14 protein-coding genes and 1 pseudogene are annotated in these 18,057 nt (G+C 62.9%); 12 read left to right on the top strand and 3 right to left on the bottom strand.

Annotated elements, in window-relative coordinates:
• Window positions 1–252 precede the first annotated feature (252 nt).
• The 11 genes and pseudogenes from NG900_RS14735 to NG900_RS14685 form a co-directional block, all read left to right on the top strand.
• Window positions 253–1,338 carry an efflux RND transporter periplasmic adaptor subunit gene (locus tag NG900_RS14735; protein ID WP_252681635.1) on the top strand — a complete coding sequence of 362 codons (1,086 nt, stop codon included), beginning with the start codon at window positions 253–255 and terminating at the stop codon, window positions 1,336–1,338.
• The gene (locus NG900_RS14730; RefSeq protein WP_252681633.1) at window positions 1,338–4,451 is read left to right on the top strand and encodes an efflux RND transporter permease subunit; all 3,114 of its coding nucleotides are present in this window, start codon (window positions 1,338–1,340) and stop codon (window positions 4,449–4,451) included. Before NG900_RS14735 ends, NG900_RS14730 begins: the two co-directional genes overlap by 1 nt.
• On the top strand, window positions 4,448–5,704 hold the full coding sequence (locus tag NG900_RS14725; RefSeq protein WP_252681631.1) for a TolC family protein: 1,257 nt from the start codon (window positions 4,448–4,450) through the stop codon (window positions 5,702–5,704). Before NG900_RS14730 ends, NG900_RS14725 begins: the two co-directional genes overlap by 4 nt.
• Window positions 5,705–5,749: 45 nt before the next feature.
• Entirely contained in the window at window positions 5,750–6,274 is a 525-nt protein-coding gene (locus NG900_RS14720; RefSeq protein ID WP_252681629.1) for a cytochrome b, read from the top strand.
• A gap of 35 nt (window positions 6,275–6,309) precedes the next feature.
• Window positions 6,310–8,601 carry a heavy metal translocating P-type ATPase gene (locus NG900_RS14715; protein WP_252681627.1) on the top strand — a complete coding sequence of 764 codons (2,292 nt, stop codon included), beginning with the start codon at window positions 6,310–6,312 and terminating at the stop codon, window positions 8,599–8,601.
• Window positions 8,602–8,606: 5 nt separating this feature from the next.
• The gene (locus NG900_RS14710; protein WP_252681625.1) at window positions 8,607–9,251 is read left to right on the top strand and encodes a hypothetical protein; all 645 of its coding nucleotides are present in this window, start codon (window positions 8,607–8,609) and stop codon (window positions 9,249–9,251) included.
• Window positions 9,252–9,410: 159 nt separating this feature from the next.
• Window positions 9,411–9,887, top strand: a complete 477-nt coding sequence (locus tag NG900_RS14705; protein WP_252681623.1) for a universal stress protein — start codon at window positions 9,411–9,413, stop codon at window positions 9,885–9,887.
• Window positions 9,888–9,905: 18 nt separating this feature from the next.
• Window positions 9,906–10,610, top strand: a complete 705-nt coding sequence (locus NG900_RS14700) for an ABC transporter ATP-binding protein (protein ID WP_252681621.1) — start codon at window positions 9,906–9,908, stop codon at window positions 10,608–10,610.
• Window positions 10,604–12,973 (top strand): ABC transporter permease, encoded by a 2,370-nt coding sequence (locus tag NG900_RS14695; RefSeq protein WP_252681619.1) that lies wholly within the window; start codon window positions 10,604–10,606, stop codon window positions 12,971–12,973. Before NG900_RS14700 ends, NG900_RS14695 begins: the two co-directional genes overlap by 7 nt.
• Window positions 12,970–14,139 (top strand): efflux RND transporter periplasmic adaptor subunit, encoded by a 1,170-nt coding sequence (locus NG900_RS14690; protein ID WP_252681617.1) that lies wholly within the window; start codon window positions 12,970–12,972, stop codon window positions 14,137–14,139. The genes NG900_RS14695 and NG900_RS14690 overlap by 4 nt, the downstream gene beginning before the upstream one ends.
• Window positions 14,140–14,212: 73 nt before the next feature.
• A pseudogene (locus NG900_RS14685) lies at window positions 14,213–14,419 on the top strand (universal stress protein); the annotation flags it as partial.
• 19 nt (window positions 14,420–14,438) lie between these two features.
• Here the strand turns inward: NG900_RS14685 and NG900_RS14680 are convergent.
• Window positions 14,439–14,990, bottom strand: a complete 552-nt coding sequence (locus NG900_RS14680) for an Lrp/AsnC family transcriptional regulator (protein WP_252682161.1) — start codon at window positions 14,988–14,990, stop codon at window positions 14,439–14,441.
• A 139-nt stretch (window positions 14,991–15,129) separates the two neighbouring features.
• On the opposite strand from NG900_RS14680, the gene NG900_RS14675 reads away from it, so the two are divergent.
• Window positions 15,130–16,146 (top strand): 1-aminocyclopropane-1-carboxylate deaminase, encoded by a 1,017-nt coding sequence (locus NG900_RS14675; RefSeq protein ID WP_252681615.1) that lies wholly within the window; start codon window positions 15,130–15,132, stop codon window positions 16,144–16,146.
• Window positions 16,147–16,170: 24 nt separating this feature from the next.
• On the opposite strand, the gene NG900_RS14670 is transcribed toward NG900_RS14675, so the two are convergent.
• A complete protein-coding gene (locus NG900_RS14670) occupies window positions 16,171–16,983 on the bottom strand; it encodes an arylamine N-acetyltransferase family protein (protein WP_252681613.1) in 813 nt (270 codons plus the stop codon).
• Window positions 16,980–17,978 carry a helix-turn-helix domain-containing GNAT family N-acetyltransferase gene (locus NG900_RS14665; RefSeq protein ID WP_252681610.1) on the bottom strand — a complete coding sequence of 333 codons (999 nt, stop codon included), beginning with the start codon at window positions 17,976–17,978 and terminating at the stop codon, window positions 16,980–16,982. The genes NG900_RS14670 and NG900_RS14665 overlap by 4 nt, the downstream gene beginning before the upstream one ends.
• Between the last annotated feature and the right edge of the window lie 79 nt (window positions 17,979–18,057).

Genomic DNA, 18,057 nt, shown 5'->3' with positions numbered 1-18,057 from the left:
GTTGACGGCCGGCGTGCGCGTTGCACCGCAACTTGTTGACTTGCAACAAGCCTCTTGTGTCTGCATTGGCGATGATGAATGCATCGGAAGCACCGTCTTCTGATCCGCTGTGCTCGCCTAACGCTACGCAGCGGTAACGGCTTCGCTTCTCGCCGGCCTTCCACCGTAAGAGTGGGTCGTCCGCGTCACACGCGTGTGCGACGGAATCGGAGGTGGCGTCCTTACCGTTGCCTTCGCGTATTGGAGTCAGGCATGTTTTCCAAAAAGATCCTCACGGCCAGTGTGTGTATTGCGCTGACCGCGTTTCCTCTCGAGCAAACGGCTGCCCAAGCAGTTGCTCAGGCAGCGCGACTATCGGTGGAACAAGCGCGCTCGCTCGGCATTCGCTTCAGCCCAGTTGCTGCATCCACAGGGCTGGAGGTCGGCACGCACGCACGTGTCGTCTTCAAGCCGGATGCGCAATATGTGGTGGCGGCCCCGTATGCGGGCATGGTGCCCCGGGTGTTGGTGTCGGTGGGGCAAACCGTCCGCGCGGGCCAGCCACTGGCAAGCTTTCTGAGCCCGCAACTCTTCGAGACCAACCGTGCACTGACGGAGGCCAACTCGCAGGCACGTCTGGCGCAGCAATCGCTCGCCCGCGACAAGGCGCTGTACGACGACGGCATCATCGCCGCAAGCCGCTGGCAGGCAACGCAGGCGCGTGCCGCTGAAACCAACGCCATGGTGAAGGCGCGTCGGGCAGAGCTGGCCTCGACGGGTATCGCGTTCGTCAGATCAGGCGGAGAAGCGCAGTTGGTCGCCAACCGTAGCGGCGTGGTGTCCGAAGTCAACGCTGTTCCGGGCGCGCGGGTAGAAGCCGCAGCACCGCTTTTCAAGATCGTTGACCCGGCGGCGCTGGAGCTGGACTTGCTTGTCGGCCGCGATATACCGGTACCGGCCACGGGCGACCGCGTCGAGGTTGCACAACGCGGTGCGGGCGGCACCGTCATCGGTGTTGCGCCTTCGGGCGATGGCACGGCGGGGTTGCGCGTACGCGCATCGTTGGAGCGGCGCGGGGACTTGCATGCTGGCGAAAGCGTAAGCGTTACGCTCAAGCTGCGCGGGCCGGCCAATGCAAGCGCATCAGGCATGGTGCGGGTTCCCGTGGCTGCGCTGGTCTATGTGCATGGTGTGCCGGGGGTATTTGTCGCCACCGAGCAGGGCTTTCGCTTCCAGGAAGTCGCCGTCGCCAGTACAGACGATGCCATCGCCGTCCTTCGTGCCAACCTGCCAGCGGGTACGCGCGTAGCGGTTACGGGTGTCGGCGCGCTCAAAGGCCTGCTTGCGGGAGAACAGTGATGTTGCCCCGCCTGATTGAGTTCTCGCTGCGCCAACGCGTGCTGGTGCTGATCGCGGCTGGCGTACTCGCTGCGGCCGGCGTCTGGGCGTATCTGAACCTACCGATCGACGCGTTTCCCGATATCTCGCCGACGCAGGTCAAGGTTGTGCTGAAGGTGCCTGGCATGACCCCTGAGGAGGTCGAGCAGCGTGTCTCGACGCCGATCGAGCAGGAGCTGCTCGGCCTGCCGCACAAGACGATCGTGCGTTCGGTGTCCAAATACGGCATCAGCGACGTGACCGTCGATTTTGAAGAAGGGGTGGACGTCTACTGGGCGCGCCAGCAAGTGTCGGAGCGTCTAGCCGGCTTGGCGCGCGATCTGCCGTCGACGGCTGTGGGCGGCCTGGCACCCATCACCACACCGTTGGGCGAGATGTTCATGTTTACGGTGGAGGGCGATGGCCATTCATTGGCCGAGCGGCGCCGCGTGCTGGATTGGGTGATCCGGCCGGCGCTGCGCACCGTTGCCGGCGTAGCAGACGTTAATGCCCTGGGCGGCGAGGTGCGCAGCTATGAGGTGACCCCCGACCCCGCACGGCTGCGCGCACGCGGCATCACCCTTGAGCAATTGCGCCTGGCACTGGACGCCAACAACCGTAACGACGGGGCCGGACGGCTTGATCGCGGAGACGAGCATTGGGTCGTGCGGGTCGAAGGCGGCGTGCGTGGGTTGGACGATTTGCGTGCGATTGTCGTGGTCCCGGCACAGAGCCTGTCTTCCGCGCCCGCGGTCACGGTCGGCGATGTGGCAACCGTGCGGCTGGGTGAGGCAACCCGCAACGGCGCTGTCAGCAAAGATGGCAATGGTGAGACGGTGGAGGGGCTGGTGCTGGGCCTGCGCGGCAGCGATGCTCGCAAACTGGTGGAGGCGGTGCAGGCGCGGCTCGATGCGCTCGGCCCGCAGTTGCCCAAAGGCATGTCGACCCACGTCTTCTACAACCGCGGCGAGCTGGTGACGCGTGCGGCCAATACCGTGGTGCGCGCCCTGATCGAAGCCAGCGTGCTGGTCGTCATCACGTTGTACCTGTTCCTGGGTGGGGTGCGTGCGGCGCTAGTGGTGGCGGCCACGCTACCGCTGTCGATGCTGGCGACCTTCCTCCTGATGCGCTATGTGGGCCTGACGGCCAACCTGATGAGCCTTGGCGGCCTTGCTATTGCACTGGGCATGCTAGTGGACGCCGCCGTAGTCGTGGTCGAAAACATCGAGACGGCCATGGCGCGCGCGCAAGACCACAAGACAGATCCCGCGCTACGCGGTGCGGTCATCCGCCACGCTGTGGCAACGGTGGCGGTACCGATGCTGTCGGGCGTGTCGATTATCGCCATCGTGTTTCTGCCGCTGCTGTCATTGCAGGGGCTGGAAGGCAAGCTGTTTGGGCCAGTGGCGCTCACCATCGTGCTGGCGCTGGCGTCTTCCGTAGTGATTGCCTTTACGGTGGTCCCGGCGCTCGCTTCCTTGCTCTTGCTCGTGCATGCGGATGAGCCGCCTTGGTTGATGCGCAAGGTCGCGAACGGTTTTGCGCGAGTTCAGGCATGGACGACAACGCATCGCCGCATCGTGTTCGGTCTCGCAGGGGCGGCGTTGGCGTTGGCCGTGGTGTTGTACATGTCGGTCGGCAAGACGTTCATGCCGACGATGGATGAGGGCGACCTGATCGTGCAGTTGCAGAAAGCACCGTCGGTTTCGCTTGCAGCGTCGCTCGACATGGACCAACGTGTGCAGCAGGCATTGCTCAAGGAGGTGCCGGAAATTCGTTCGATCGTCGCACGCTCGGGTTCGGATGATCTCGGCCTCGATCCGATGGGCCTGAACGAAACGGATACGTTCCTGGTGCTCAAGCCCAAGGATCAGTGGCGCGGCAGCAAGGAGGACATCGCTGCGGCGATCCGGCGCGTGATGGAACGCTTTCCCGGCGTCATCTACGGGTTCACTCAGCCCATTGAAATGCGCGTCTCGGAAATGCTGACCGGCACACGTGGCGACGTTGCCATCAAGCTTTTCGGAAATGACCTTGCCTCCATCGATGCAGCGGCACAGGCCATCGCTGCCAAGGTCCGCACCATCCCCGGTGCGGCTGAGGTGATTGCGCCCAGCAACAGCGGCGTGCAATACCTGAAGGTGTCGCTCGACAGGGCTGCGGTTGGCCACGCCGGTTTTTCCGGTGATGCGCTGCAGGCTCAACTGCGCGCGCTGATCGAAGGCGACCGGATTGGCGTGGTGCCCGAGGGCATTGTCCGCACACCGTTGATCTTGCGTGGCGGCGCGGGCTTGCGGCAGGCACCCGAGAATCTGACCAACCTTCTGGTGACGGCACCGGACGGCAAAGCGTGGCCGCTCACGTCTCTGGCACGTATCGAGCGCGTGGATGGGCCCGTGCGCATCAATCATGAAGACGGCGCCCGGTTTGCCGTCATCCAGGCCAACGTTGATGGTCGGGACCTGGCCGGTTTCGTGCAGGAAGCGCAGTCAGCCGTTGGCGGTATCGGCACGCTGCCGAAAGGGTTGCGCGTGGTGTGGGGCGGCCAGTTCGAGAATCAGCAACGCGCCGCGGCGCGCTTGGCATTGGTTGTGCCGTTGGCCCTGGGCGCAATCTTTCTGCTGCTGATGTTGACGTTCCGCTCACTGCGACAGGCGGTGCTGGTGGTCGCCAACATTCCGTTCGCACTCGTGGGTGGCATTGCGGCGTTACGGATATCGGGCGAATACCTGTCGGTACCCGCCTCTGTCGGCTTCATCGCGTTGCTCGGGATCGCGGTGCTCAACGGAGTGGTACTGGTCTCGCACTTCAATACGCTGCTGGAGTCTGGGTTGAGCATGGCGGAGACGGTACGCGCGGGCGTGCGAGACCGCTTGCGGCCCGTCCTGATGACGGCCTGCATTACCGCACTGGGGATGATTCCGTTACTGCTGGCGAGCGGACCAGGGTCGGAGATTCAGCGGCCGCTGGCGATCGTTGTATCTGGCGGGCTGATCTCCTCCACCGCGCTGACGCTGCTGCTTCTGCCCCTGCTGTTTGAACGCTTTGGGTTGCCTCGGTCGCGCGCGGCCGCTGGGCAAGGAGATTCGCAATGAGGTTGGATCTATTTCGCATCGCATTGGCAGGCGTCAGCGCAGTGCTGTTTTGGAGTACCGCAGTGCAGGCGCAATTTTCGCCGAGCTATCTGCCGGCGGAGAACGCGGTGCGCGAGGCCGTTGCACAGTCGCCCGACGTATTGACGGCGGAGGCCCGACGCGACGCCGCTCTGGCCCGTGCCGAAGGCATCCGCGCCGGCACCGCGGAAACCGTGGTGCGCGCAATTGGTCAAGGGCGCCAGGTGCGCGACCCTTCCGAGCGCCATGCCGAAGGGCAGATCGCTGTGGAGCGGTCCTTGCGGCTATGGGGCAAAGCGCAAGCTGACGGTCACCTTGCCGATGCGGCGACCGAGGCCGGCCAGCTTGCCGTGAAAGACGCACGTCACGAGGCATCGCGCCAGATCTTGGCCCTCTGGTTTGGCGCCGTGCGCGCGGGGCAAGCCCGCCAGGCTGCGCAGGAGAATGCCAAGGCGGCCGCCGATTTGGCGACACTGACGGCACGGCGGGTTCAACTGGGCGATGCCTCACGCCTGGACGGCGAACTCGCCGCGGCCGATCGCGCCCGCATGCAAGCTGCGCTGGCAATGGCTGTCTCAGCCGAACAAGCAGCGCAGGCCGAGCTGCAAGCCCGGTTCCCTGGCCTGGGTCATCCCGCATTCGGCGCCGATGCCGCGCTGCCGGCGTTGCCGCAAGATCCACCAGATCGATTGCGCATCCGGTACATCCAAGATAGCCACGAATACCGGCTAGCCATGGCAGAGGAAGCCCAGGCGCTGCAGATGGCCAAGCGCGCAGATCTGGAGCGCCGGCCCGACCCGACTGTCGGTATGTTCGTCACGGTGGAGCGCGGCGGTGCGGAGCGCATCATGGGCGTGAGCGTTGCGATGCCGCTCGGGTCCGCGCATCGGCGCTCGGCGGCCGTGGCAGCCGCCGCCGACGCGGAAGCGGCTGCGCGGCGCAGGCTCGGTTCGGAGCGTCGGCTAGGCGCGGAATTTGATGTGCTCTATGGCAATTTGCAAGGCAAACGAACGAGCGCGCAAGCGCAGATGGAAGCCGTTACGTTGCAGAGAAGCGCTTCTGACCGTGCAACGCGCGCGTATCGCGCAGGCGAGTCGGGCCTCGCTGAACTTCTTGCGGCACGCCGCAGTCTGGCCGACGCAGTGCTGGCGGAGCGCCTCGCTCACGTGGACGCGTGGGAGGCAGACAGTCGCCTCCAGCTCGATTTGCATCGGATGTGGGACTTTGACGATTGATCTGCAGCCGCTTCTTCCCCTACTCAACACATTCTGGATAACGCTATGCAATCCGAACTGAAATACGCCTTCGTCATGCGGTCACTCCATTGGTTGGTGGTTCTGGCGGTGTTGATCGCTGTGGCGGCGATCGAGATTCTCGATGCCTTCCCGAAGGGCAGCGCCGCGCGTGCCGCTCTATTCATGGTCCATCAGACAGCCGGGCTCTCCGTGCTCGCGCTGATGGTGCTGCGCCTGTTCGCCCGGGTAGGCACGCAGGCGCCACCTCCCGTCCCGGGTTCACCGTTGGTGCAGCGTGCTGCGCGGCTCACGCATGGCGTGCTCTATGTGCTGATGGTCGGGATGCCCGTTCTTGGTGTGCTTGCGCTCGCCTGGGCAGGCAAGCCGATCCAGCCGTTCGGGCTGGATGTGACGTTGGCGCTTCCGCAGGACAAGACATTTGCCCACTTGGCCAAGGAAGTTCATGAGTCGGGCGCCACGCTCGTCTATATCGCGGTGGGGCTGCACGCCGCGGCGGCGCTGTGGCACGAGTTCATTCTGAAAGACCGGCTGCTGCGTCGCATGATCTAGCGCATATGGAAACGGCGCCGACAAGGGACCCAACGATGCACTCCACGCGCCTGCTCGCCAACGTTGTATTGCTTGCCTTGTCGGCGTTGACTTTGGCGGTGGGGTTATGGGCAAGCTACCTCGGTGCCGATGTCCTGGCACGGCAACTCTGGCTGATTGGCGTCGCTCCGAACTGGCTGGCCCTGGCGGTCACGATTGTTCGGGCCCTGATGCGACGGCAAGCGGGCGTGGATATTCTGGCAGTGATGTCGATCAGCTTTGCGCTCCTGTCTGGCGAGGTGCTGGTCGCAGCGGTCATTGCGTTGATGCTCGCAACGGGGCGCGCGTTGGAAGACTTCGCTCAAGCGCGTGCGCAACGGGAGATGACTGCATTGCTCGGCCATGCGCCCAAGCGCGCCAATCGCTTTGACGACGGGCAGTGGCGCCAAGTCAGTCTGGAGATGGTGCAAGCCGGTGACCGGTTGCTGGTGCGGCACGGCGAAGTCGTGCCGGTGGACGGCACCTTGTCCGAGCCCGCCGATCTCGATGAATCCACGTTGACTGGCGAATCGCTTACCCGCCATCGTCCGGCGGCCGATGCCATTTGCAGCGGCGTGCTGAATGTGGGGGCGGCGTTCGAAATGATCGCGAGCGCGTCTGCCGACAAGAGTACGTTTGCGGGCGTTGTCCGGCTGGTCAGTGCGGCGCAGTCCGAGCGCAGTCCTTCCGTGAGGCTGGCTGACCGTTACGCGTTTGCCTTTGGAGGCGTCGCCGTTCTCCTGGCAGGGGCAAGTTGGATCCTCACGGGCGATTCGGCGCGTTGTCTGGCCGTGCTCGTCGTCGCCACGCCGTGCCCGCTCATCCTGGCAGTGCCTGTCGCCATCGTTTCGGGCCTGTCGCGTTGTGCCAAGCGAGGCGTACTGGTCAAAGGCGGCAGCGCGCTGGAGCGACTGGCCTTGGCCGACACACTGTTCTTCGACAAGACGGGCACGCTCACCAGCGGATATGCACGACTCGTTGACGTGGAATGCGCACCGCAGTACGCGCCAGATGCTGTGCTGGGCCTGGCCGGGTCACTCGCACAGGCATCGAATCACGTCACGGCAGAAGCGGTTGCCAAGGCCGCGCGCGAACAGGGTGCGACGCTGCGACTGCCCAGCGCGGTTGTCGAGAGTCCGGGCGCCGGCGTGTGCGGCCGCGTTGAAGGGCACGTTGTTTCCATTGGCTCGTTGCCTTATGTCCTGGGTTCGTCCGCCGTGCCGTCCTGGGTGGAAGCGTTCGTCAAGCGCGTGAGCTACGCCGGCGCGTCGGCTGTCTTTGTCGGCGTGGACGGTGAACTGGCGGGCGCATTGCAGTTGATCGACCGCATTCGCCTTGAGGCACCCCGTGCGCTGCGACTCCTGCGCCGAGAGGGCATCACACGGCAGGCGATGCTGACCGGGGATCGGGCAGACGTTGCCGAATCGGTCGGATCCATGTTGGGGGTGACGGAGGTCTATGCGGCCCTGTCGCCAGCGGCCAAGCTCGCGGCGATTCGGGAAGCCCGCACCGACGGCACGGTGATCATGGTCGGCGATGGCGTCAACGATGCGCCTGCGCTCGCTGCTGCGGACATTGGCGTGGCAATGGGTGCGCGCGGCGCGGCTGCCTCGTCGGAAGCCGCAGACATTGTCTTGTTGGTGGACCGTCTGGATCGGCTCGTTGATGCCGTCCGGATTGCACACCGCACACGTCGCGTCGCGCTGCAGAGCGTGATGATCGGCATGTCGCTGTCGCTGGCAGCCATGGTTGTCGCAGCGCTCGGTTATCTACCACCGTTGCCAGGCGCCATGCTGCAGGAGGTCATCGATGTATTGGCAATCGCCAACGCGTTGCGGGCCCTGCGGCCAACAGAAGACGCGGCAACCCGTTCACTCGTCTGCGCAGACGTCGAGCGGCTCAAGGCTGAACACGCCCAACTGGAGCCCATTCTGAGCCGGATCCGCGTAGTCGCGGACTCGCTGCCCCAAATGGCCGGCAGTGCGGCAAAAGCCGCGTTGCTATCGCTCAACCAGTCCTTGGCCGACGTTCTGGTGCCACATGAGCGCCGAGACGATACGCAACTCTATCCGGACGTCGCCCGCCTGCTCGGCGGAGATGACCCGATGGCGGCAATGAGCGCCATGCATCGCGAGATCTTCCGCGTGACGGACCTGCTGAGCCGCATCGTGGCAGATGTTTCCTCCGACGGCCCCGATGCCGCTGTGACGCACGAGCTGCAACGCTTGCTGTATGGGCTCGATGCCATCCTGCGGCTGCATTGCGCTCAAGAAGACGAGCTGTTCCATGTGCTCGGAGCGGAGGCTTGATCGTCATGTCAAACCTGCTTGCATTGTTTGCGACCGTCTTGTTGCTGAACGTGATGCCGGCCTTTGCGCCGCCGACGTGGATGGTGATGTCGTGGATCGGCTTCTCGCAACCCGATGCCAATCCAGTCCTTCTTGCGGGTGTTGCCGCTTGCGCAGCCACTCTCGGCAGGTTGTTGCTCGCGCAGCTCTCTTGCGCGCTCGTGCGCAACCGCTGGATGCGCGAAGCGGACCGTCAGAACATCGACGTGGTGCGCGCCTGGCTGGAAGACCGCAAGGGTATGACGGTCGGGCTGATGCTCGCATACGCGTTCAGCCCCTTTCCGTCCAACTACATCTTCATTGCTTACGGTTTGACTGGGATGCGGCTTTGGTTGATCGGACTTCCGTTCTTCGTTGGCCGTTGGATGAGCTACCTGACCTGGACGCACCTTGCCCAGATCGGCGCCCGCTATCTGGACGAAGAGGCCGAGATCGACGGAGCCTATATGAGCGTGTACTTTGTCGTGTCCCAGGTCGTGTTTCTTGCGCTCGTGTATGGGTTCGCCAAAGTGGATTGGCGGCACCTTCTGCAAACGAGGCGCTTGCGCTGGCGGCGACCGGAATCAACTGCATCGCCCTCTAAAAATGCCCGAACGGAAGCGGAGCGCTGAGCTGCTGCCCAGTGTTGCTTCGCCGAGTTCGGCTGGTCTGCGCCATGGTTGGGCGGTCTGCGTGAAAGGGCCGTCTCGGGATCCATTGATCGAGATCAGCGTGTCGGGCGGCGCATGCAGTACGTTGGGAGTATCCGCCGATTCGGAGAGGGTACCGAAATGACGCAGACCATTGTGTTGGCCACAGACGGCTCCGCTTATTCAGACGCGGCTGCGCGTTGCATAGCGGGCCGCAAACTGCTTACGCAAGACATCATTGTGCATGTGCTTCATTGCACGCCAGAGGTCAGTGGAGAAGTGAAGTCGTTTCTCGGGCAGTCCGACATTGCCGCTTGGCATCAGGAGGAGAGTGCCAAGGCCATGGCTTCTGTTGTTGCCATTCTCGGCAATGCGGGCATTCCCTTTGAAACGCATGGACTGGTTGGTTTCGCTCCGGAACGCATTGTTCAATACAGCCGGTCGGTTCAGGCTGGGGCGATTGTCATGGGTTCACACGGGCGTGGTGCATTCGTCGATGCCGTGTTGGGGTCTGTGGCCAATCGCGTTGTTGCGCGGGCGGAATGTCCTGTCATTCTGGTCAAAGTGCCGAAGCCGATCGAGGATGGCCACCAGGCGCCTGGAACACAATCACCATAACTGGCCGGTTGGTGTGTTGTGGAAACAGTGTTCAGCATTCAGGCCGTCAGTAAGGTCTACCCAATGGGGAGCGTGAGCGTGCACGCCCTGGAACACGTCGATCTGGAACTTGAGTCGGGTGAGATCGTTGTGTTGCTCGGCGCGTCGGGCAGTGGCAAATCCACGTTACTCAACTTGATGGGCGGGCTTGATACACCAACGAGCGGTTCCATCGTGTATCGAGACCACGATCTTTCCCACGCGGGGGACCGAGGCCTTACGCGATTCCGACGGGAACACGTTGGATTTGTCTTTCAGTTCTACAACCTGATTCCAAGTCTGACTGCGCGTGAGAACGTCGCACTGGTGACGGACATCGCGGAGCATCCGGTGGATCCCCAGGAAGCCCTGAACAGGGTCGGGATCGGGGCGTTGGCGGACAACTTTCCCTCGCAGATGTCGGGTGGTGAGCAGCAACGCGTTGCCATCGCCCGTGCGGTCGCAAAGCGGCCAGACGTCCTTCTGTGCGATGAGCCGACAGGGGCACTGGACTTTCGGACGGGGCAACTGGTGCTTGAGGTACTTGAACAGGTGAACCGCGAGTTCGGCACCTTGATCGTCATCGTCACGCACAACGCCGTCATCGCGGAGATGGCGGACCGCGTCGTTCGTATGAGCAGCGGCACCATTGTCGAACACCGCCGCAACGCGCGGCGTGCCCGAGTGAGGGATCTGGCATGGTGAATATGCTTGCCCGGCTACTCTGGCGGGATCTCTGGAAAATGCGTGCGCAGGTCGTGGCTGCAGTCCTGGTTGTCGGATGCGGCGTCGCCACGTTTGTTGCGATGCGCAGCACGTATCTGGCGTTGTTAAACGCTCAGCAGGAGTACTACGCGTCGTACCGTTTTGCCGATCTCTTCGTGCATCTGAAGCGCGCCCCACTCGAGACAGCCTCGCGCGTTGCTGCATTGCCTGGAGTGTCACATGTGGACGCGCGCGTGGTGTCAGATGTCACCGTCGACATACCCGGCCTTTCCGAGCCAGCCACGGCGCACCTCGTTTCGATACCGGAACTCGGTTGGCCCGCGCTCAACCTTCTGCATCTTCAAAGCGGCCGATACATATCGCCGGGCCGAGAGGACGAGGTGTTGCTCAGCGCAGCCTTCGCAGATGCCAACAGCCTGCGAGCGGGCCAATACTTCAGCGCCATCCTGAACGGCCGCTGGAAGCGTCTGCACATTGTTGGTCTTGCAATCTCCCCGGAGTATGTCTACGAGGCAGGCGCAGGCTCCATCTTCCCGGACAACCGCCATTACGGCGTGGTGTGGATGGGAACGAATGCGGTTTCGGCAGCGTTCCGCATGGATGGTGCTTTCAATGATCTCGTGTTGTCTCTCGATGGCAGCGTGCCTGCGCCGCACCTCATCGCACAGATCGATCGAATGTTGTTGCCGTACGGCGGACTTGGAACAATCAGCCGGGAAAACCAGATATCGAATCGATTCATTACCGATGAGATCGCACAGAACCGCGTGACTGCCACCTATGTGCCGGCCATCTTTTTTCTTGTCGCGATGTTTCTGTTGCAGAACGCGTTGACCCGGTTGATTGATACACAACGCTCACAGATCGGCTTGATGAAGGCGTTTGGATACAGTGACCTTTCAGTAGGTCTGCATTACCTGCAGCTGGGATGTGTCGTGGCTGCCGCAGGCACCGTTGTCGGTATTGGTGGCGGATTGGCGTTAGGGGCGCATCTGACGGACCTTTATGCCCGGTACTATCGGCTGGCCCATCTCGAGTTTCACGCCGATCTTTCGACGATGGCCGGGGCGTTCTTCATCAGCTTCGGAACGGCAATAGGCGGTGCCATCGCGAGCACTGCGAAAGCCATGAGATTGATGCCGGTTGAAGCGCTTCGCGCAGTCGTTCCGCCGGCGTTTTCAGTGGGCTGGGTGGAGCGGGCAGGCATGTATCGGCAACTGAGCGTGGTGTGGCGAATGATTGCGCGCAATATCGCGCGCCAGCCCGTCAAGTCGCTCCTTGGTTCTCTGGCCATTGCATGCGCGAGCGCGATTCTCGTCGTCGGCGGGTTCTTCTTCGATTCGATCGATTTCCTTTTCGATACCCAATTTCAGAAAATCGAGCGCCAGGATGTGACAGTGGCCTTTTCCCAACCGTTATCCCACCGCGCCACCTACGCGCTCGAGCGTCTGCCCGGCGTGCTGAAGGTTGAGGGGTTTCGCGATGTACCGGTCAAGCTATCCGCGGGGTATCGGTCTCGGCGCGTCTCGTTGAGCGGAATCGCTCAGAAGGCCGATCTGCACAGGCTGGTCGATGATGAGGGCAGACCGTTGCATATGCCTCCGGATGGCTTGGTGGTCTCGGCCAGACTTGCCGCGGTGCTTGGCATAAAACCCGGTGATGCGGTCACGATCGAAGTGCTCGAAGGAGAGCGCCAAACCAAGCAAGTCATGCTGATGCATCTGTCCGCAGACCTGGTGGGCATCGCCGCCTACATGGACCAGCAAGCGCTGGCGAAGCTGCTGGGAGAAAGCGGAAACTGGTCAGGGGCGAGGCTGTCCGTCGATCGGCATGCGGCTTCGCACCTGTATGCGACGCTCAAGCAGCTACCGGTGGTGAATGCAGTGGCGGTTCGCCAGTCCGTTATCGCCAGCTTCCGCAAGATCATGGATGAAAGCGTCAGACTATCCACGTCGATCAACTTTGCCTTTGCCTGTGTGATCGCGTTTGGCGTGGCGTTCAACGGTATGCGTATCGCTTACTCCGAACGTGTTCAGCAGCTGGCGTCCTTGCGTGTGCTCGGGTTCACGCAGGCCGAAGTTGCCTGGATTCTGCTGGGGGAGCAGTTCGTGCTCACGGCCATTGCGCTGCCAGCCGGGCTGCTGCTTGGCTACGGCGTGTGCGGGCTCCTCTCCGCTCGGCTGGCAACTGACTTATACCGCCTCCCACTCGTGGTTCATGCCGCGACCTTCGCTTACGCGTTCGTTGTGGCTGGTGGGGCGGTTGTGTGTTCGGGGCTGCTGGTGGGGGCCAAGATCAGACGATTGGATATCGTCGCAGTTCTCAAGGCAAGAGAATCATGAAGCGTGGTGCCCTGCGAAAGACGCTCGCTCTTGCAAGTGCTGTGTTAGTGCTCGCATTGGCGCTCACGTACGCGCTCTGGCCTACTCCCGCCACAGTGGACACTGGACGCATCACACGTGGGCCACTTCAAGTCACGATTGACGAAGATGGAGAAATTCGTGCGCATGATCGCTACATCATCACTGCGCCGATCGCCGGCCGACTGCTTCGCGTTGAACTGCATGAGGGCGATCAGATTAAGGGCGGCCAGGTGATCGCCGTCTTGGTACCGGTGCCGATGACGCCGGGGGAGCGAGCTGCCCAACGGGCCCGTGTTGACGCGGCTGAAGCGATCTTTCGTGAGGCACAGGCGCGAGCTGCTCACGCCCGGGCGGACTACGAGCAAGCGCGGCGAAACATGGACCGAGGCGAGATGCTCCTGAGCACCGGTGCCATGTCAAGACAGGAAGTGGAGCAGATGCGCACTATGTCTGCCTCGAGTGCCAGCGACCTCGCCGCAGCGCGCGCAAGGGAGACATCGGCCGCAGCCGACGTTCGCGTCGCAATGGCAAATCTGAAGGCGTTGGAAGCCGGGCAACCTGTTGAAGTTCGCGCCCCGGCCAACACAGTGCTGTTGCGCATCGAACAACAAAGTGAGCGCGTGGTACTTGCAGGCACGGCTCTCATGCTTCTGGCCGACACCTCCCGCTATGAACTCGTCGTAGACGTGCTATCGACCGATGCGGTCAAGGTCAGTCCCGGCATGCGCGTATTGGTAGTGGAGTGGGGTGGTCCTTTGGCAGTCAACGCTACAGTGCGAACAGTGGGCCCGGGGGCGTTTACCAAGGTGTCAGCGCTCGGAGTCGAAGAACAGCGCGTCCATATTGTCGCGGATCTTGTAGATCCACCTGGAAGATTGAATGATGGGTATCACGTGCAAGGCCGCATCGTCATCTGGGAACGGCCCGACGCACTGAAGCTACCGATCGGCGCGCTATTCCGTTGCGGTGAGCACTGGTGCGCATTTATCGTCGAGAATGGGAAAGCCATGCAGCGAATCATCCAGATCGGACAGCGGAATGCGGAAGAAGCGCAGATACTCGACGGGCTCCAGGATCGCGACACTGTAGTCATTTATCCTCCAACTACGCTAGGCGACAGCATGAACGTCCGCCCTCTGAAATAGGCTGCCTGAACGGCGACTCTTTCACTAGGCGGCCATAGCGCGCTATACCGACATTGCCACCTAGCATCAACTGGAAACGCATGGACTGGTTGGTTTCGCTCCGGAACGCATTGTTCAATACAGCCGGTCGGTTCAGGCTGGGGCGATTGTCATGGGTTCACACGGGCGTGGTGCATTCGTCGATGCCGTGTTGGGGTCTGTGGCCAATCGCGTTGTTGCGCGGGCGGAATGTCCTGTCATTCTGGTCAAAGCATCGGGTTCGCCCGCGCAGGGAACATAAGCAAGCCGTTAGAAGACGATCACACCACCACTTCCGTCCGACTAACCACCTCCTTCAACCCCATAAACGACCGCACCTGCCGCACCCCCGGCAGATACAACAACTGCTCCGCATGCAACCGCGTAAAGCTCTCTGAATCCCGCGTGCGGATCAGCAGGAAGTAATCAAACTCCCCCGTCACCAGGTGGCACTCCATGCAGCCGGAGATGTTCTGCGCGGCCTTTTCAAAGGCGGCGAAGGACTCCGGCGTGGAGCGGTCGAGCACCACGCCGATCAGCACCACCGTGCCCGCCCCCAGCGTCTGCGGATCGAGCAGCGCGACCACCCCCCGGATCACCCCTGTGGCCTTGAGCCGCTCCACCCGACGCAGGCACGCGGCCGGGCTCAGGTTCACGCGCTTGGCCAGCGTGACGTTGCTGATGGACGCGTCTTTCTGCAGGGCGCGCAGGATGGCCTTGTCTGTGCGATCAAGCTCGGGCGGCGGGTTGGCGGCGGCTTTGGTTTTCGCGTTGGTTGCCACTCTGGCAGATGCGGGGGCCGCTTTGGCTCTTGTACGCAATTTTGTTGCCATAAAATTCACTTTCGCACAATTTCAGATACCAGCGTACCTAATTCTGCGTGCCATGATGCGCCAATAGATGAATCTTCACAACCCTGTTTCGTGCGTTCTTCCCTAGCATGGTGGGCATCGATCCAACCGGAGCTCGCCCATGAATCTGCAGCGCTTTCCCCGTCATCCGCTCACCTTCGGGCCGACGCCCATCCAGGCGTTGCCGCGCCTCTCCGCCCAACTGGGTGGCAAGGTGGAGATCTACGCCAAGCGGGAGGACTGCAACAGCGGCCTGGCCTTTGGCGGCAACAAGACACGCAAGCTGGAGTACCTGATTCCGGAGGCGCTGGCGCAGGGCTGCGACACGCTGGTCACCATTGGCGGCATCCAGTCGAACCACACGCGGCAGGTGGCGGCGGTGGCGGCGCATCTGGGCATGCGCTGCGTGACGGTGCAGGAGAACTGGGTGAACTGGTTCGACAGCGTGTACGACCGCGTGGGCAACATCCAGCTCTCGCGCATCATGGGTGCGGACGTGCGGCTGGTGGATGCGGGCTTCGGCATCGAGTTCAAGCAGAGCTGGGAGCAGGCACTGGAAGACGTGCGCCGCGCGGGCGGCAAGCCGTATGCGATTCCCGCCGGTGCGTCGGACCACCCGCTGGGCGGTCTGGGCTTTGTGGGCTTTGCAGAGGAAGTGCGCGAGCAGGAGAAGGCGCTCGGCTTCCAGTTCGATTACATCGTCGTGTGCTCGGTCACGGGCAGCACGCAGGCGGGCATGGTGGTGGGCTTTGCAGCCGATGGGCGCGCAGACCGCGTGATCGGCATCGATGCCTCAGCCAAGCCGGATCAGACGCGCGAGCAGATCCTGCGCATTGCGCGGCAGACCGCCGACAAGGTGGACCTGGGCCGCGACATTACCGAGGCCGACGTGGTGCTCGACACGCGCTATGCGTATCCGGAATACGGCGTGCCGTCGCAAGAAACGCTCGACGCCATCCGCCTGTGCGCCCGCGCTGAAGGCATGCTGACGGACCCGGTGTACGAGGGCAAATCGATGCAGGGCATGATCGACCTGATCCGCCGCGGCGACATTCCGGCCGGCTCGCGCGTGCTGTATGCGCACCTGGGCGGCGTGCCGGCGCTCAACGGTTACAGCTTCCTGTTCCGCAATGGCTGATTTGCGTTGCTGACTTACTTTTGATTACGCCCACTCCGGAACGCCGGGCACGCGCATGTGCTCGACTTCCGGGAGGTCGATGCCGAAGTACTCCGCCAGCAGCCCCCGCAGCGCGCGGCGGTCTTCCAGCTCGAACTTGCGGGGCGTGCCGCCGCGCCAGATCGTGGCATCGCGGTTCATGACCGTCACGCGGCCCTCGTCGGTCAGTGCGCGCATCAGGATGCGGTTCATGAACGGCGAGGCCGGATACGTCGACGTGTAGTGATTCGCCATTTCGAAATCGATGGGGTAGTCCTGCTCCATCGACGTCACCCACGCGTTGACCGGTGTGTCGCTCATCACCTGCGCGCGCAACACCCATCGGCCTTCATCGCGCACCATCCAGTGCGTTTCCTCATCAATGTTTGCCGACTCACCGTCGATGAGCGGCACCGGCACGCGGGGCGCCAGCCCGCCAAAGCCGGGGTCGACGACGAACGTGCCTTCGGGCAGCGGCACCGTCAGGAACATGTGCGTGCGCGGTGCTTCGGTGCGCGGCGTCAGGATGATCACGCGCGACGAGTGGCGGACCGGCTGGAAACCGAGCTGCTCCAGCACCGCCGCAAACAGCGTCGCATGCTCGAAGCAGTAGCCGCCGCGGCGCGCGTGCACGAGCTTTTTCTGCACGCTGTCCAGATCGATCCGAATGCCGCGCCCGAGCAGCACGTCGAGGTTCTCGAAGGGGATGTGCCGCATGTGCGCGTGGAGCAACTGCGCAAGCGTGTCGTAGGTCGGGCGCGTGCTGCCGCCCCACTGGATGCGATTGAAGTAGGCGTCCAGGTTGATGGAATCTGTCACGAGCGGTCTCCTTGCACGTGTGAGCGACGGCGGAACTGCTGTTCGGTCACAGCGCTGCCCCACTGCGTACCCTCTTCTTCCCGCGTAAGCACGAAGCCGAACGACTCATACAGGTGGCGGGCGGCATCCAGGCCCTTGAAGGTGTTCAGGTAGGTTTCGTCAAAGTGTGCGTCGACAAAACGCATGGCTTCCGACATGAGCTTGCGTCCGACGCCGGTGCCGCGCAGGGAATCGTCCACGATGAACCAGCGCAGATGTGCAGCACGATAGTGGGAGTTGCCGTCGATGGCCAGCGATGCGAGGCAGCGACCATTCTCGACGCACAGCCACAGTGCCTTGTTGGCGTCGGGCAGGGATTGCGCAAAGTCCGCCAGCTCCTTCGCGACGCGGCGCTCGAAGAACACCCCAAACCCCCAGTGCTCTGCGTAGAACCGCCCGTGCAGGCTGACGATGTCGCCAATGCAGCCGGGCACGTAGCCCTGCACGATCTGCGGGCCCGGGTCAGCGGTGGCGACGGCGTTTTGCGGCGGCTTGTGATCGTTGTCATCCGCCAGCGCGCTCACGTACTGCGATAGCGATGCCACCAGCCGCTGCTGATCCGCCGGCGTGAGGTGGCGCAGCGCATTCGATACCTGGTCAGACGCGAACGCATCGATCTTGCGCCGCAGTTGCTGGCCGGCCTTGGTCAGGTACAGTTCGGAAGATCGGCCGTCGTCATTGCACGCGCGGCGCTCGATGAGCCCCGCCGATTCCAGCCGGGTGACCTGGCGGCTGGTGCTGGATTTGTCCAAGCGCAACAGCTCGGACAGATCACGCGCGGCGATACCGGGCGCAGCGGCAATCTCCAGAACCGCGTGCACGGCCGACGGCGGCAGATCGCTTTCCGCCAGCGTGTTGCGCATGAAGCCGAGTTCGCGAACGAGCTTGCGCGAGACCTCCCGCAGCTCGCGGATGGTTTGCTCCCGCGATTGCGCGGGCGCTTCGATGAAATCCATGCCAGCCCCATCAAGTTGCACCGAGCAACCAATATAGTTGCACGCAACAACCTTTTCAAGCACCAAAGAAATCCGCAGA

Source organism: Ralstonia soli, assembly GCF_023955655.1.
Classification (GTDB): Bacteria; Pseudomonadota; Gammaproteobacteria; order Burkholderiales; family Burkholderiaceae; genus Ralstonia; species Ralstonia soli.
The sequence above is the reverse complement of the archived record's forward strand: the minus strand, read 5'-3'. Positions and strand labels throughout refer to the sequence as shown.